This is a genomic window from Arthrobacter sp. TJ-240 (assembly GCF_058269195.1).
On the sequence record NZ_JBZCNG010000005.1, the window covers coordinates 314,376 to 327,880 of the forward strand.

Annotated in this window: 12 protein-coding genes; 2 read left to right on the forward strand and 10 right to left on the reverse strand. The window is 71.4% G+C overall.

Annotation, left to right across the window (positions count from 1 at the left end):
• Window positions 1-8: 8 nt before the first annotated feature.
• Together prpB and AC4D2C_RS14375 are read left to right on the forward strand one after the other, a co-directional pair.
• The gene (gene prpB / locus AC4D2C_RS14370; protein WP_490915532.1) at window positions 9-977 is read left to right on the forward strand and encodes a methylisocitrate lyase; all 969 of its coding nucleotides are present in this window, start codon (window positions 9-11) and stop codon (window positions 975-977) included.
• Window positions 974-2,113, forward strand: a complete 1,140-nt coding sequence (locus AC4D2C_RS14375; RefSeq protein WP_490915533.1) for a bifunctional 2-methylcitrate synthase/citrate synthase — start codon at window positions 974-976, stop codon at window positions 2,111-2,113. The genes prpB and AC4D2C_RS14375 overlap by 4 nt, the downstream gene beginning before the upstream one ends.
• A gap of 22 nt (window positions 2,114-2,135) precedes the next feature.
• Here AC4D2C_RS14375 and AC4D2C_RS14380 read toward each other — a convergent pair whose 3' ends face one another.
• From AC4D2C_RS14380 to AC4D2C_RS14425, 10 genes are read right to left on the reverse strand one after another with little or no spacing between them, the layout of a single operon-like run.
• Window positions 2,136-2,741: an 8-oxo-dGTP diphosphatase gene (locus tag AC4D2C_RS14380; RefSeq protein WP_490915534.1), complete on the reverse strand. Its 606-nt coding sequence runs from the start codon at window positions 2,739-2,741 to the stop codon at window positions 2,136-2,138.
• Window positions 2,734-3,699, reverse strand: a complete 966-nt coding sequence (xerD, locus tag AC4D2C_RS14385; protein WP_490915554.1) for a site-specific tyrosine recombinase XerD — start codon at window positions 3,697-3,699, stop codon at window positions 2,734-2,736. Before xerD ends, AC4D2C_RS14380 begins: the two co-directional genes overlap by 8 nt.
• Complete coding sequence (locus AC4D2C_RS14390) at window positions 3,696-4,382, reverse strand: NUDIX domain-containing protein (RefSeq protein ID WP_490915535.1); 687 nt, start codon at window positions 4,380-4,382, stop codon at window positions 3,696-3,698. Before AC4D2C_RS14390 ends, xerD begins: the two co-directional genes overlap by 4 nt.
• A 2-nt stretch (window positions 4,383-4,384) precedes the next feature.
• Window positions 4,385-6,085 carry a CTP synthase gene (pyrG, locus tag AC4D2C_RS14395; RefSeq protein WP_490906471.1) on the reverse strand — a complete coding sequence of 567 codons (1,701 nt, stop codon included), beginning with the start codon at window positions 6,083-6,085 and terminating at the stop codon, window positions 4,385-4,387.
• Window positions 6,082-7,809 carry a DNA repair protein RecN gene (gene recN / locus AC4D2C_RS14400; RefSeq protein ID WP_490915536.1) on the reverse strand — a complete coding sequence of 576 codons (1,728 nt, stop codon included), beginning with the start codon at window positions 7,807-7,809 and terminating at the stop codon, window positions 6,082-6,084. Before recN ends, pyrG begins: the two co-directional genes overlap by 4 nt.
• A complete protein-coding gene (locus tag AC4D2C_RS14405) occupies window positions 7,806-8,732 on the reverse strand; it encodes an NAD kinase (protein ID WP_490915537.1) in 927 nt (308 codons plus the stop codon). The genes recN and AC4D2C_RS14405 overlap by 4 nt, the downstream gene beginning before the upstream one ends.
• Window positions 8,725-9,576, reverse strand: a complete 852-nt coding sequence (locus AC4D2C_RS14410; RefSeq protein WP_490906476.1) for a TlyA family RNA methyltransferase — start codon at window positions 9,574-9,576, stop codon at window positions 8,725-8,727. The genes AC4D2C_RS14405 and AC4D2C_RS14410 overlap by 8 nt, the downstream gene beginning before the upstream one ends.
• Window positions 9,563-9,763 carry a hypothetical protein gene (locus tag AC4D2C_RS14415; RefSeq protein ID WP_490915538.1) on the reverse strand — a complete coding sequence of 67 codons (201 nt, stop codon included), beginning with the start codon at window positions 9,761-9,763 and terminating at the stop codon, window positions 9,563-9,565. Before AC4D2C_RS14415 ends, AC4D2C_RS14410 begins: the two co-directional genes overlap by 14 nt.
• Window positions 9,764-9,812: 49 nt before the next feature.
• A complete protein-coding gene (locus tag AC4D2C_RS14420) occupies window positions 9,813-10,844 on the reverse strand; it encodes an HAD-IIA family hydrolase (protein ID WP_490915539.1) in 1,032 nt (343 codons plus the stop codon).
• Window positions 10,837-12,387: a hypothetical protein gene (locus AC4D2C_RS14425; RefSeq protein ID WP_490915540.1), complete on the reverse strand. Its 1,551-nt coding sequence runs from the start codon at window positions 12,385-12,387 to the stop codon at window positions 10,837-10,839. The genes AC4D2C_RS14420 and AC4D2C_RS14425 overlap by 8 nt, the downstream gene beginning before the upstream one ends.
• Window positions 12,388-13,505: the final 1,118 nt, after the last annotated feature.

Genomic DNA, 13,505 nt, shown 5'->3' on the forward strand with positions numbered 1-13,505 from the left:
GAGGCGCCGTGCTGTACTCGAGCGTCACCCCCGAGCAGAAGCGCCGGGACCTCCGGGACGGGCTGGCCTCCGGGAGCCTGCAGCAGTTCCCCGGGGCCTTCAACCCGCTGTCCGCCCGCCTGATCGGCGACAAAGGCTTCGACGGCGTCTACATCTCCGGCGCCGTGATCGCCGCCGACCTCGGCCTGCCGGACATCGGCCTGACCACGCTGACGGAGGTCGCGCACCGCGCCGGGCAGATCGCACGCATGACGGACCTGCCGTGCATCGTCGACGCCGACACGGGCTTCGGCGAACCCATGAACGTGGCCCGGAGCGTGCAGGAACTCGAGAACGCAGGCCTCGCCGGCTGCCACATCGAGGACCAGTTCAACCCGAAGCGGTGCGGCCACCTGGACGGGAAGAACGTCGTCGACCTGGAGACCGCCGTCAAGCGCATCCGTGCCGCCGCCGACGCCCGCCGCGACCCGAACTTCCTCATCATGGCCCGCACCGACATCCGCGGCACGGACACCCTCGAGGCCACGCAGGAACGCTCCCGCGCGCTCGTCGACGCCGGGGCGGACGCCATCTTCCCCGAGGCCATGCGCAGCCTCGACGAGTTCCGGGCCATCCGCGACGCCGTCGACGTGCCGATCCTCGCCAACATGACCGAGTTCGGCAAAAGCCCGCTGTTCACGGTCGACCAGCTGCAGGAGGTGGGCGTCACCCTGGTCATCTACCCGGTGACCCTGCTGCGCAGTGCGATGGGCGCCGCCGAGCGTACGCTGGACTCGATCAGGGCCCACGGCACGCAGGAAGGCGTCGTGGGCGACATGCAGACGCGCGGCCGGCTCTACGACCTGGTGGACTACGAGGGGTACAACCGCTTCGACTCCTCCGTGTTCAACTTCGAGGTGCCGGACGGCGTCCGTCCACGCGCATCCGGATCCGCATCCGCATCCGACGCACCGAACGCAGAGAAGGAGCAGCCGTGACAGAACCGGAGATCCACAAAGGGCTCGCAGGGGTCGTGGTGGACACCACCGCCATCTCGAAGGTCAATCCGGACACCAATTCGCTGCTCTACCGGGGATACCCGGTGCAGGAACTGGCCGGCCACCGCGACTTCGAGGACATCGCCTACCTCCTCTGGAACGGCGAACTGCCCGACGCCGGCCAGCGCGCACGCTTCGACGCCTTCGAACGGTCGCACCGGTCCCTCCCGGACACGGTCGTCGCGGCCATCGACCTCCTGCCGCTGACCGCGCACCCCATGGACGTGGCGCGCACCGCGGTGTCGGTGCTGGGAGCCGGCCATCCGCTGGCCGGCGACAACGCGCCCGAGGCGAACCGGGAGAAGGCGGCGGCCCTCTTCGCGGTCTTCCCCGCCGTCGTCGCCTACGATCAGCGGCGCCGCCGCGGGCAGGCACGCGTCGAGCCCCGCGAGGACCTCGGCTACTCCGCCAACTTCCTGTGGATGACCTTCGGGGAGGAGGCGCCCGCGGAGGTGGTCCACGCGTTCGACGTGTCGATGGTCCTGTATGCGGAGCACTCCTTCAACGCCTCGACCTTCACGGCGCGCGTGATCACGTCGACCCTCTCCGACCTGCACTCCGCGGTGACCGGGGCGATCGGCGCCCTCAAGGGAGCGCTCCACGGAGGCGCGAACGAGGCCGTCATGCACACCTTCGAGGAGATCGGCATCCGGGAGGACGAGACCCGCGAGGAAGCCGCCGCCCGGGCGAAGGCCTGGATGGAGGACGCCCTCGCCGCGAAGAAGAAGGTCATGGGCTTCGGGCACCGCGTGTACAAGCACGGCGACTCGCGCGTCCCCACCATGAAGTCCGCGCTCGACGCGATGATCGAGTACTTCGGACGCGGGGAGATCCTCGGCCTGTACACCGGCCTCGAGACGGCGATGGACGAGGCCAAGGGGATCAAGCCCAACCTCGACTACCCCGCCGGACCCACCTACCACCTCATGGGCTTCGACACCGAGATGTTCACGCCGCTCTTCATCGCAGCACGCATCACGGGCTGGACGGCGCACATCATGGAGCAGGCGGCGTCGAACTCGCTCATCCGGCCCCTCAGCCTCTACGACGGACCTGACGAGCGGCACGTGGGCTGAACCTCCCCGCACGCGGAACGGATCAGCGCACGACCGCGCGGGCCACACCCTCGTTGTCCCTGTCCATGACGATGGCGGCATCGACGGTGCGCCCCTCGAGCAGGAGCGGCACCCAGTGCGGGGCGTCCTGCCACATGCCGTCCCAGGGGATCGCGTCGACGGGATGCCAGCGGGGCTCGATCTCCTCGCTGGCCACCGGCGTCGCGGCGCCGGCCTCGGCCGTGAAGAGGAACGCCACCATGTTCCACGCCGGCCGGGCCGGGAAGGACCACGTGATCCGGCCGGCAGCGAGCACGTCCGCGGGCGGGAGGTCGATGCCGCTCTCCTCACGGACCTCCCGCACCGCGGCCTCCCGGGCGGACTCACCGCCGTCGATCTTGCCGCCGAGCGCCACCACGCGGCCGCTCCCGAAGCCCGTGCGCTTCAGGCCGAGGAGCACCTCCCGGGACGCGCCGTCCGCACGGGCGGCACCGGTCCTGAACAGCACGCACAGCACCACGCAGCGGTAGGCCACGCCGTCGACCGTCATCCACTCGCCGGGCCGCTCCTGTCCGGAGGGGACTCCGACCCGCTGACCCGGCGGCTGGTCCGCCGGAACAGCCCCCGACTGGTCCGCCGGCTCAGGCACGGGCCCGGGGGTGCGCCGCTGCATAGACTTCGCGCAGGGTGTCCGCGGTGACGAGCGTATACACCTGGGTGGTGGTCACCGAGGCGTGCCCGAGGAGTTCCTGCACCACACGGACGTCCGCCCCGCCCTCGAGCAGGTGGGTGGCGAAGGAGTGCCGCAGCGTGTGGGGGGAGACGTCCCGCTTCACCTCGGCCCGCTCGGTGGCGGCCTTCAGGATGGTCCATGCGCTCTGGCGGCTCAGGCGACCGCCACGCGCGTTGAGGAAGAGGGCCGGGCTGCCCTTGCCCTTCGCCGCCAGACCCGGCCGGCCCTGGACGAGGTAGGCGTCGACGGCCCGGGCGGCGTACGAGCCCACCGGGACGAGACGCTCCTTCGAGCCCTTCCCGGTCAACCGCACGACCGCCGGCCCGTCGAGCGCACCGCTCACGGAGACGTCGTCGACGTCGAGGCCCACGGCCTCGCTGATGCGCGCGCCGGTGGAGTACAGGAACTCGAGCAGCGCGCGGTCGCGCTGCCCCGACGGCGTGGAGGTGTCGACGGCGTCGAGGATGCGCACCACGTCCGCGACCGGGATCGCCTTCGGGAGCCGCTGCCCGGTCATCGGCGGATGGACGTCCCGGGCCGGATCGCCCTCGGTGATCCCCTCGAGCGCCCAGAACCGGTGCAGGCCCCGGACGGCGACGACCGTGCGGGCCGCCGAGCGGGGGCTCAGCGGCGAGAGTCCGTCCTCTCCGGAGGCGACCGCCTGCGCGAATGCGGAGACGTCGTGCCGGGTGATCGCGGGGACCACGCGGATCCCCCGCGCATCGAGGAACGCCTCGTAGCGGCGGAGGTCACGCCGGTAGGCCGAGAGGGTGTTGACGGACAGTCCGCGCTCCACGGACATGTGCTGCAGGTAGTCCCTGATCAGGGGCGACAGCGGCCCGTCGCCGGGCGCCGGCTCCGGCACGGACGTCAGCCCTCGAGCACGGCACCGTGCGGCCACGTCGCGTGCTGGCTCGGGTGCTCGGGCCAGGGCGTGGTGGCGGGCCGCAGGTCGGCGAACCCGTTCTCGCGCGCCACGCGGGCCGCGAGGATCGCGGCGGCCGCGGACGGGCTGTGGATACGCCCCTCGAGCACCGCGTCGACGGCGGCGTCCAGGTCCACCCACCGCAGTTCGATCTCGGCCTCCTCGTGGGTGCGCGTGTGCCGGTCGGCTTCCGGGACGTCACCGATCCCCCGCGCCAGGTACACGCGGAGGGCTTCGGAGGACGATCCCGGGGACAGGAACAGGTCGACGAGCACGTGCCACCGGCGCGCCGTGAGGTCCGCCTCCTCGGCGAGCTCGCGCGCGGCGGCGTCCACGAAGTCCTCGCCGTCCTCGTCGAGGAGCCCGGCGGGGATCTCCCAGAGCGCCATCCGCACCGGGTGGCGGTACTGGCGCAGCAGGAGGACCTGCCCGTCGTCGTCGAGCACCAGCACGGCGACCGCCCCGGGGTGCCGGATGAAGTCCCGCGTGATCGCCTCACCGGCGTCGGTCAGGCTGAACTGCTCACTGACCACGTCCCACACGCGCCCCTCATAGACCGTGGTGGCCCCGAGGAACCGGCGCGGGCTCTGTTCGTCGCTGAACGCGGCGTTTCCCGGCCCGGGCAGTCCCATGCTCAGACCTTCGCGCCGCGGCGCTCGAGCGCCGCCTTGACGAGGCCCGCGAACAGCGGGTGGGGGCGGGTGGGGCGTGAGCTCAGTTCGGGGTGGGCCTGCGTGGAGACGTAGTACGGGTGCACATCCTTCGGCAGTTCGGCGAACTCCACGAGCTGGCCGTCCGTCGTCGTCCCGGAGAACACGAGGCCGGCCTCGGCGATCTGGTCGCGGAACTCGTTGTTCACCTCGTAGCGGTGGCGGTGCCGTTCGAACACGGTGGTTTTGCCGTAGGTACCCGCGATGACGGAGCCCTCCTGGAGCTTCGCCTCCCAGCGGCCCAGGCGCATGGTGCCGCCCATGTCGCCCTCGCCGGCGACGATGTGGAGCTGCTCCGCCATCGTCGCGATGACGGGGTACTTCGTGTCCGGCTCGAACTCGCTCGAGGATGCACCCTCGAGGCCCACGACGTTCCGGGCGTACTCGATGACCATGCACTGCAGTCCGAGGCACAGGCCCAGGGTGGGGACCCCGTTCTCACGGGCGTAGGTCAGCGCGCCGAGCTTGCCCTCGAGGCCCCGGATCCCGAAGCCGCCGGGGATGCAGATCGCGTCCACACCGGCCAGGGCCTTCTTCGCGCCCTCCGGTGTCTGGCACTCGTCGGACGGCACCCACTTGATGGTGACCTTGGCCTTGTTCGCGAAGCCGCCCGCACGGAGTGCCTCGGTCACGGAGAGGTAGGCGTCGGGGAGGTCGATGTACTTGCCCACGAGGGCCACCTCGACCTGGTGCTTCGGATTGTGGACCGCCTCGAGCAGCTTGTTCCACTTGCTCCAGTTGACGTCCTTGAACTTCAGGTCGAGCGCCTGGACGATGTACGCGTCGAGGCCCTGGGCGTGCAGGGTCTTCGGGATGTCGTAGATGCTCGGGGCGTCGGCCGCGTTGACCACGGCGTCGAGGTCCACGTCGCACATGCGGCCGATCTTCTCGCGCATCGCCGCGGGCACCTCGCGGTCGGAGCGGATCACGATGGCGTCGGGCTGGATGCCGATGGAGCGCAGCATGGCGACCGAGTGCTGGGTGGGCTTGGTCTTCAGCTCCTGGGACGGACCGATGTACGGCACGAGGGAGACGTGGAGAAAGAAGACGTTGTTCCGGCCGACGTCCTGGCGGACCTGCCGGGCGGACTCGAGGAACGGCTGCGACTCGATGTCGCCGACGGTGCCGCCGATCTCGGTGATGATGACGTCGGGGGCCTTCCTGCCCGGCGCGGCCTCGGCCGGCAGGCGCATACGGCGCTTGATCTCGTCCGTGATGTGCGGGATGACCTGCACGGTGTCGCCGAGGTACTCCCCGCGGCGCTCCTTGGCGATGACCGTCGAGTACACCTGGCCGGTCGTGACGTTCGCCGACCCGTCGAGGTTCTCGTCGAGGAACCGCTCGTAATGGCCGATGTCGAGGTCCGTCTCGGCGCCGTCATCGGTCACGAAGACCTCGCCGTGCTGGAACGGGTTCATCGTGCCGGGATCCACGTTGAGGTAGGGATCGAGCTTCTGCATGGTCACGGAGAGGCCACGCGCCCTCAGGAGGTGACCCAGGCTGGATGCCGTCAGTCCCTTGCCGAGAGAGGAGGCCACGCCGCCAGTCACGAAGATGTGCTTGGTCGTTGCGGATTTCAGGAACCGGGAGTTTATTTGCTGCGCCACGGAGTTCAAGGCTATCACCGACCGGTTGTGCGGGCGGCATCGGCGAGGAGTTCCTCGGCGTGGGCGCGTGCCGAGGCCGAGTCCTCCTGGCCGGCGAGCATGCGGGCGAGCTCGCGCACCCGCTCGTCATCGGGCAGGACCTCGACGTCGCTCGCCGTCACGCCTCCCCCGTCGCCGTCGCGGGAGACGTTCTTCGTGACGCGGATGTGACGTGCGGCGAAGGCGGCCACCTGGGGCAGGTGGGTCACCACGATGACCTGGACGTGTTCGGCCAGCATCGCGAGCCGGCGGCCGATCTCGACGGCGGCCTTGCCTCCGACCCCGGCGTCCACCTCGTCGAACACGAAGGTGGGCACGGGGTCGACGGCCGCGAGGACCACCTCGATGGCCAGCATCACGCGGGACAGCTCGCCGCCCGATGCCCCCTTGCCCAGCGCGCGCGGCGCGGAACCGGGGTGCGGCTGCAGGTTGAACGCGATGTCGTCGGCGCCGTGGACGGTCAGGGACTCTGAGGGCGTCACCTCGATGAGGAGCTGTGCGTCGGGCATGGCCAGGGCCGTCAGCTCGTCGCTGACCTTCTCGGCGAGACTCTCCGCCGCCGCCCTCCTCAGCGACGACAGGGCTGCCGCGAGGTCGTGCACCTCGCTGTCGAGGCCCGTGATGACGTCGTCGAGCTCCTCCACCCGGGAGGAGTCGCCGCTCAGCTCGAGCAGGCGCTTGACGGCGTCCTCCTGCCAGGCCAGGACCTCGTCGATGGTCGGAGCGTACTTCCGGGTCAGCACGGACAGCGCGGCGCGTCGCGACTCGACCTCCTCGAGCCGGCCCGCGCCCTCGGAATCGAGCGCCGTCCCGTAGCCGGCCACTTCCGCGGAGATGTCCGCCAGGAGGTAACCGACCTCCGCGAGCCGCTCGGCGAGCTTCCCGAGGTCGGCGTCGTGCTCGGCGACCGCCTCGAGCTGGCGCTTCGCCTCGTCGACCAGCGACACCGCGTCGGCACTCGCTCCGATGTCCTCGGACACGAGCGCCTGATGGGCCACGAGCGCGGCTGTGCGGAGCTCCTCGAGATTCCCGAGGCGCATCGATTCCGCCTTCAGGGCCGCATCCTCCCCGGGCTGCGGGTCGAGGTCGCCGATCTCCGTCAGGGCCGCTTCCAGGCCCTCGGCCTCACGGAGCCGCTCACGCGCCTCGCTCCTCAGCCGATCGCGCTCGGCGACGGCGTCCCGCCACCGGTGGAACGCGTCCTCGTAGCCATGGAGGACCTCCTCGAGAGGCTTGCCGCCGAACTTGTCCAGGGCCTGCCGCTGGGCGGGCGCGCCCTTGAGCCGCAGCTGGTCGGACTGCCCATGGACGACGACGAGCTCGTCCCCCAGCTCCGCGAGGACGCCCACGGGGGCCGCCCGGCCGCCCACGTACGCGCGACTGCGGCCCTCGCTCGTCACGGTGCGGGCGAGGATCAGTTCGGCCACGCCGTCGTGCTCCTCCAGCTCGGCCCCGGCCTCGGCGGCCCTCAGGGCGGCCGGGCTGCCCGGCTCGAGCCGCAGCACGGCCTCGGCGGAGGCGGACTTCGCGTTCAGGCGGACGGCGCCGGCATCGGACCGTGCTCCCCGCAGCAGGCCCAGCGCCGTGATGACCATGGTCTTTCCCGCGCCGGTCTCACCCGTCACGACGGTCAGGCCCGGCCCGAGGCTGAGGGTGGCGTCGGTGATGACGCCAAGGTCGCGGATCCGCATCTCCTCGATCATCGCTGGGGTCCGTCCTGGTGCTTCGCGGGGCCGCGCCAGCCCTGGATGGGTAGTTCGAACTTGCGGACGAGCCGTTCCGAGAACGGTGTCTGACGTGTGCGGGCCAGCCGGACGGGGCGCTCCGAGCGCTGTACCTCGACACGGGCGCCGGGCGGCAGGTGGATGCTGCGGCGTCCGTCGCACCACATTACGCCGGCGGCATCGGTGCGGGTCAGGAGTTCGACCGCGAGTACCGATGTGGGCGCGACCACGAGCGGTTTCGCGAAGAGTGCGTGGGCGCTGATGGGCACCATGAGGAGCGCCTCGACCTCCGGCCAGACGATCGGCCCGCCGGCGGAGAAGGCGTACGCGGTGGAGCCGGTGGGCGTGGCAAGGACCACGCCGTCGCAGCCGAAGGAACTCACGGGGCGGCCGTCCACTTCCATGACCACCTCGATCATGCGCTCACGGTCCGCCTTCTCGACGGCCACCTCGTTGAGCGCCCAGCTCTGTCCGAGCATCGTGTCGCCCTGCCACACGACCACCTCGATGGTGGTCCGCTCCTCCACGGTGTAGCTGCGGTCCGCGACCCATCGCACCGTCTCCTCGAGATCGGCGCGCTCGCTCTCGGCCAGGAAGCCCACGTGCCCCAGGTTGACGCCGAGGAGGGGTATGTCCGCATCCCGGACCATTTCGGCGGCCCGCAGGATGGTGCCGTCGCCGCCGAGGACCATGACGAGTTCCACGTCGCCGAAGTCCACGCCGTCGCCGAGCGCCTCGGCCGGGGCCACGAGGGCCCCGTATTCCCCCTGGAGGTCGGCGAGCTCCTCGGGCCGCATGACGGGCTGGAGCCCGAGGTCGTGGAGGCGTGTGCACGCTTCCTGCGCGGCGATCATCGCGTTCCTGCGGCCGGTGTGCGCAAGAACCAGGATTCGTCTACTCATCGAGCTCCGTCTGATCTGTGGGGCGGGCCGTGCCGGGCGGTGGGAAGAGCGCATGCAGTGCCTGGTCGGTCAACCGGTCCAGCTCCCCCTCGATCCTAGGCACCAATCCGTCGGCAGGCACCTTTATCCACACGAAGTACTCCACGTTGCCGTCTTGGCCGGGCAGACCGCTCTGAGCGACCCCGGCGACCAGCAGGCCGCTCGCAAGCGCGCTGCGCACCACGCCGGCGACGGCGCGGCGGCGGGATTCGGGCGAGGTCACGACGCCGAGGCGGTTGAGTCCGCTGCGGCCCACCTCGAACTGGGGCTTCACCATGAGGAGCAGCTCGCCGCCGGGAACGGTGGCGCCGGCCAGCGCGTCCACGACCAGGCGGAGGGAGATGAAGGACAGGTCGGCGACGGTGAGCTCCACCGGGCCGCCGATCGCCGACGGGTCGAGGTGGCGGACGTTCATGCCCTCGAAGACGTGCACGCGCGGGTCGTCGCGTAACTGCTGCACGAGTTGGCCGTGCCCGACGTCGACGGCGGCGACCTCGCGCGCCCCGCGTCGCAGGAGCACGTCGGTGAATCCGCCCGTCGAGGCACCGGCGTCGAGGCAGCGCCTGCCTGCCGGGTCCACTGCCGGGAAGGCGCGCAGCGCGCCGTCGAGCTTGGTGCCGGCACGACTGACGTACTCCTCGCCCCGTTCCTCGACGAGCAGGGTGTCCGCCGGGAGGATCGGGGCCGAGGGTTTCAGGGCCACGACACCCTCACGCAGCACCCGTCCCGCCGCGATCAGCTGGGCGGCATGGGATCGCGACCGCGCGAGCCCGCGCGCCACGAGTTCCTGGTCAAGGCGAGCCATGGGCTCCCGTCCGTCGGAGTCTCTCCTCGGGGTTCAACTCCCCGTCCAGGCGCTCGAGCACGTCGAGGTACACCTCGGCATGCTCGGTCACGGGGAGATGCGCGAGCCGGTCGAGAGCCTGCAGGACCGCGTCGACGTGCGTGTCCCCCGTGATACTGCCGGCCGGAGCCTCGATCCTGTCGTGCACCGTCGCCGTCCTCTCGTGTCCCGTGTCGATCGTGTGTCCGTCCTCCAGCCTAGCCAGCGGTCCCGAAGCCCACCTCGGGAGGGGACTCCGGCGCCGTGTCGGGATGCGCGGCCCACCAGGCGGCGCAGGCTGCACGCCAGCTGTCGAGGTCGTCCTCGCGCCCGCTCACAGTCACCATGGAGCCCGTCACCCGGGCTGTCGCCCCGCGGCAGGCGTAGGTCCGGTCCTCGACCGTGATCGCCGGGTATTGCTCGTACAGGTCCGCGAGGGATTCGATGAGGTAGACGGGTCGTTCGGCCACGTGCGCAGCGAGGGCGGTACGGACGGTGTCCACACCCGTGAGCACGAGGGCTGTCGCCATGCCCGCGCGGTTGCCGCCGAGGATGTCGGTGTCGAGCCGGTCGCCGATCACGAGGGCGCGATCGACGCCGGAGTGGCGGGCCGCGGTCTCGAACAGCGCGGCGCCGGGCTTACCCGCGATCGACGGCGACTTCCCGGTAGCAGCGGCCACGGCGGCCACGAGCGTGCCGTTCCCGGGAGCGATGCCCCGCTCCTGCGGGATGGACATGTCGGTGTTGGTGGCGACCCAGGTGGCCCCGGCGGCGACGGCGTAGGCGGCCTCCGCGAGGTCCTTCCAGCCGACCGTGGGGGCGAAGCCCTGGATGACGGCGTCCGGCCCGTCGTCCGCCGAGGCGACGACGGCGAGTCCCTGCGCCCGGACGGCATCGGCGAGGGTCTCGCTCCCCACGACGAGCACTGTCGAGCCTGCTGCCACCTGGCCGGCCAGCAGCTCGGCGCCGGCCTGCGCGGAGCCGAACACCTGGTCGGCCGTCGCCGGGGCGCCGAGCTCGCGCAGGTGCGCCGCGACCTGCTCGGAGGACCGCGACGCGTTGTTCGTCACGTAGGCGAGGCTCTTACCCTCGCCCGCGAGGCGCTCGAGGGCATCCCTCGCGCCGTTGATCGCATGCGGCCCCGCGTAGACCACGCCGTCGAGGTCGGCCAGGACGCCGTCGTAGCCGTCGATCAGGCGCCCGGCGGCGCGCTCCGCGGTGGATTCCGCGGTTGTGGCGTGCTCAGTCATCGACGCCGTCGTCCTGAATCCCCGCGGGTTCGGTGGCGCGCTTGCGCTTCGGCGCGGCCGTCCTGGCCTCGGGACCATCGTCCGATGCGGTCCCCGCTGCTGCGTCGCCTGGAGCCGCGTCCGTATCCGTGACCGGCTCCGAGAACTGGACGGCGAGGGCCGGCTCCGATCCTCGGGTCTGCTGCCCGGTGTCGGCGATCCCGGCGGTCCCGGAGTCGTCCATGCTGAAGAGCATCTCGGTCTGGAGTGCCTGGACCGGCGCCGCGGACTCGCCGACGGGCACGGCATCGACCGTCACCGTCGCATCGACCGTCACCGTCGCATCATCCGTCGCATCGACATCGGCGGCGCCGGGCGCCGCGGACGAAGGAGCGGCCTCAGACGCGGTGCCGGAACCCTTCTCCGTCGGGTCGTCCTCCTGAGCCATGTCGCGCTCCTCGTCGGAGGACACAGCATCGGAGGGCATACCGTCGACCGGGATCGGGAGCTGCACGCCCGATGGCACGCTGTCCGCCCCCGGCCCGACCTCGCCGTCGTGGTGGGTCGCCGGATCAGCGTCTTCCTCGTCCTCGTCCCCGACGGCAGGCTCGGGCTTCGCGGCGTCGCGGGTGCCGACGTCGATCCCGGTGTCACCATCGTCGACTGCGCTGTCACCTGCAGTGTCGTCTTCGTCGGCCGCATGTCCTTCTCCGGCGCTGACTCCGTCGCTTGTGTCCTCCACGGCCTCGGTGGCGCCGGCCGAGGCCGGTGAGCCGAGGAGGTCGGCGACGCGCGGGACCGGCACGGGTGCTGGATCGTCGTCCTCGCCGAGATCGATGATGTCGGGTTCCAGCTCGTCATCGAGTCCGAGCGCGCGCTCGGCCACACCAGCCTGGCGCCGCCACTTATCGGACTCGCCGGAGCGCCCGACGGCGTCGAGCGCATCGGCGTAGGCACGGAAGAGCCGCGGACTGAAGGAGAACGCCCTCTGGAGGTCCAGCTGCGGGATCTCCAGCGCCGAGACGGCCGCGTCGAGCTGACCCAGATCCGTCCGCGCCCCGGAGACGACCATCGCGAGCTCGGCCTTGCCTGCGGCGTCCAGCGACGCCGCCTCCTCGCTGCGCGCAAGGTCCAGCGCCCTGTCAGGGCGCCCGAGCCCCCGCTCGCAGTCGGCCATGACCGGCAGGTGCACATTCGAGCCGCTGATGCGTCGGAAGGTCCTGAATTCGCGGAGAGCCTCGCCGTAGTGCCCTGCAGCGTACGCGGTCACGCCCACGGCCTCACGCACGGCGGCGAGACGGCCGCCACGACGGCTTGCAGCCAGCGCATGCTGGAACGCCAGCTCGGGGTCGTCGTCGAGGAGCCGTCCGGCCATGACGAGGTGCTTGGCGACCCACAGAGCGCTGCGTTCCTCGAGATTGCGCACCTGGGCGCGGGTGACTCGGTCCAGCTCGTCGCCCTTGACGTCCTCGTCGATCTCAGGTGACCGCTCCCGGTCCGGGCGATTGGCGCTGCGGAGATCGCGCGCGTTGTGCGGACGGGGCGCTAATGAGGCCTCGTCCATTCGCGGTCCTCGGCGATCGTCCGCACGGGGCCCTGCGCCGCGACCGTCCTCGCGATCCCCGGGACGGCGGTGGGAGTCGGAGCCTCCGCCTGCGCGACGGTCGCTGCCGGCACGGCCGTCGGAGGAGTTGCGGGACTTCCAGGGCTTCTCTGCACCGCCTGTCGTGCGATCCGCCGGTGCTCCACCGCGACCCGGGTACCGTGAGTGCTTGTCCGCCGCAGACCCTGCCGCTGACCCTCCACGGGACGCAGAACCTCGCAGCTGTGCGCCCCTGCCGCCGTCGGATCCTCCCTTGGCGCGATCCGACGTCCGCGCCGGGCGATCCGTGTCGCGCCTCGGGCGGTCGTCGCGCTGGCCATAGGTGCCGCCGCGTTCCTGATCTGCCCGCGGACCGCGATCGTACGCAGGCCTGTCGTCGCGCCCGTACGCCGCCCGGTCGCGGCTCGTGCCCTGGGCATCACGTTCGGACGAACCGCCGGTGCGACCCGGACCCTCAGCTCCGGACTGGCCTTTCCAGGCAGGCCGCCCGCCCGAAGGCCGACCACTGCTGCCGGAGCCTCGCGCACCGCTTTCCGGGCGCGCAGCCCGACGATCGTCGCGAGGAGCACCCCGCTCGGCCCTGTCCTGGCCGGAGGAGGACCGTGAGCCGGAGCTGCGGTCCTGGTCCGCACCATCCGTGGAGGAAGGCGTGCGGTGACCGCCCGACTTCGACCCCCAGGAATGACGGCCTGCCCGGCCCGACCCACCCTGGTCTCCGCGGTCCGCACCTCCCGGCCGGCGGGACTCCCCGTCTCGTCCAGCGGTGTGCTCCTGCTCAGCCATGGCAGCGCGGTCCTCTCGTCAGGTGCCGGCGAAGAAGCGCCGGCGGGTCTCTATTTTGCTGTGGGTCCTACCCATCTATGGAACCACGAAGCCCGGACCGGACCTTCATCCACACCGGTGGTTGCCGAAGATGTGATGCACAGCTCTACCCTCCCCTCGGCCCCCGGCCGCGCCGCCGGCAGCATCGCACGGTCGCGTACCGCTGCTGGTGTGTCCGCCGGCCGGGTTGCGCCTGGTGTGGGGTGTGGGGGGGTGTTGGGGTGGTGGGGGGTTAAAGGGGTCGAGGCCCCACCGGT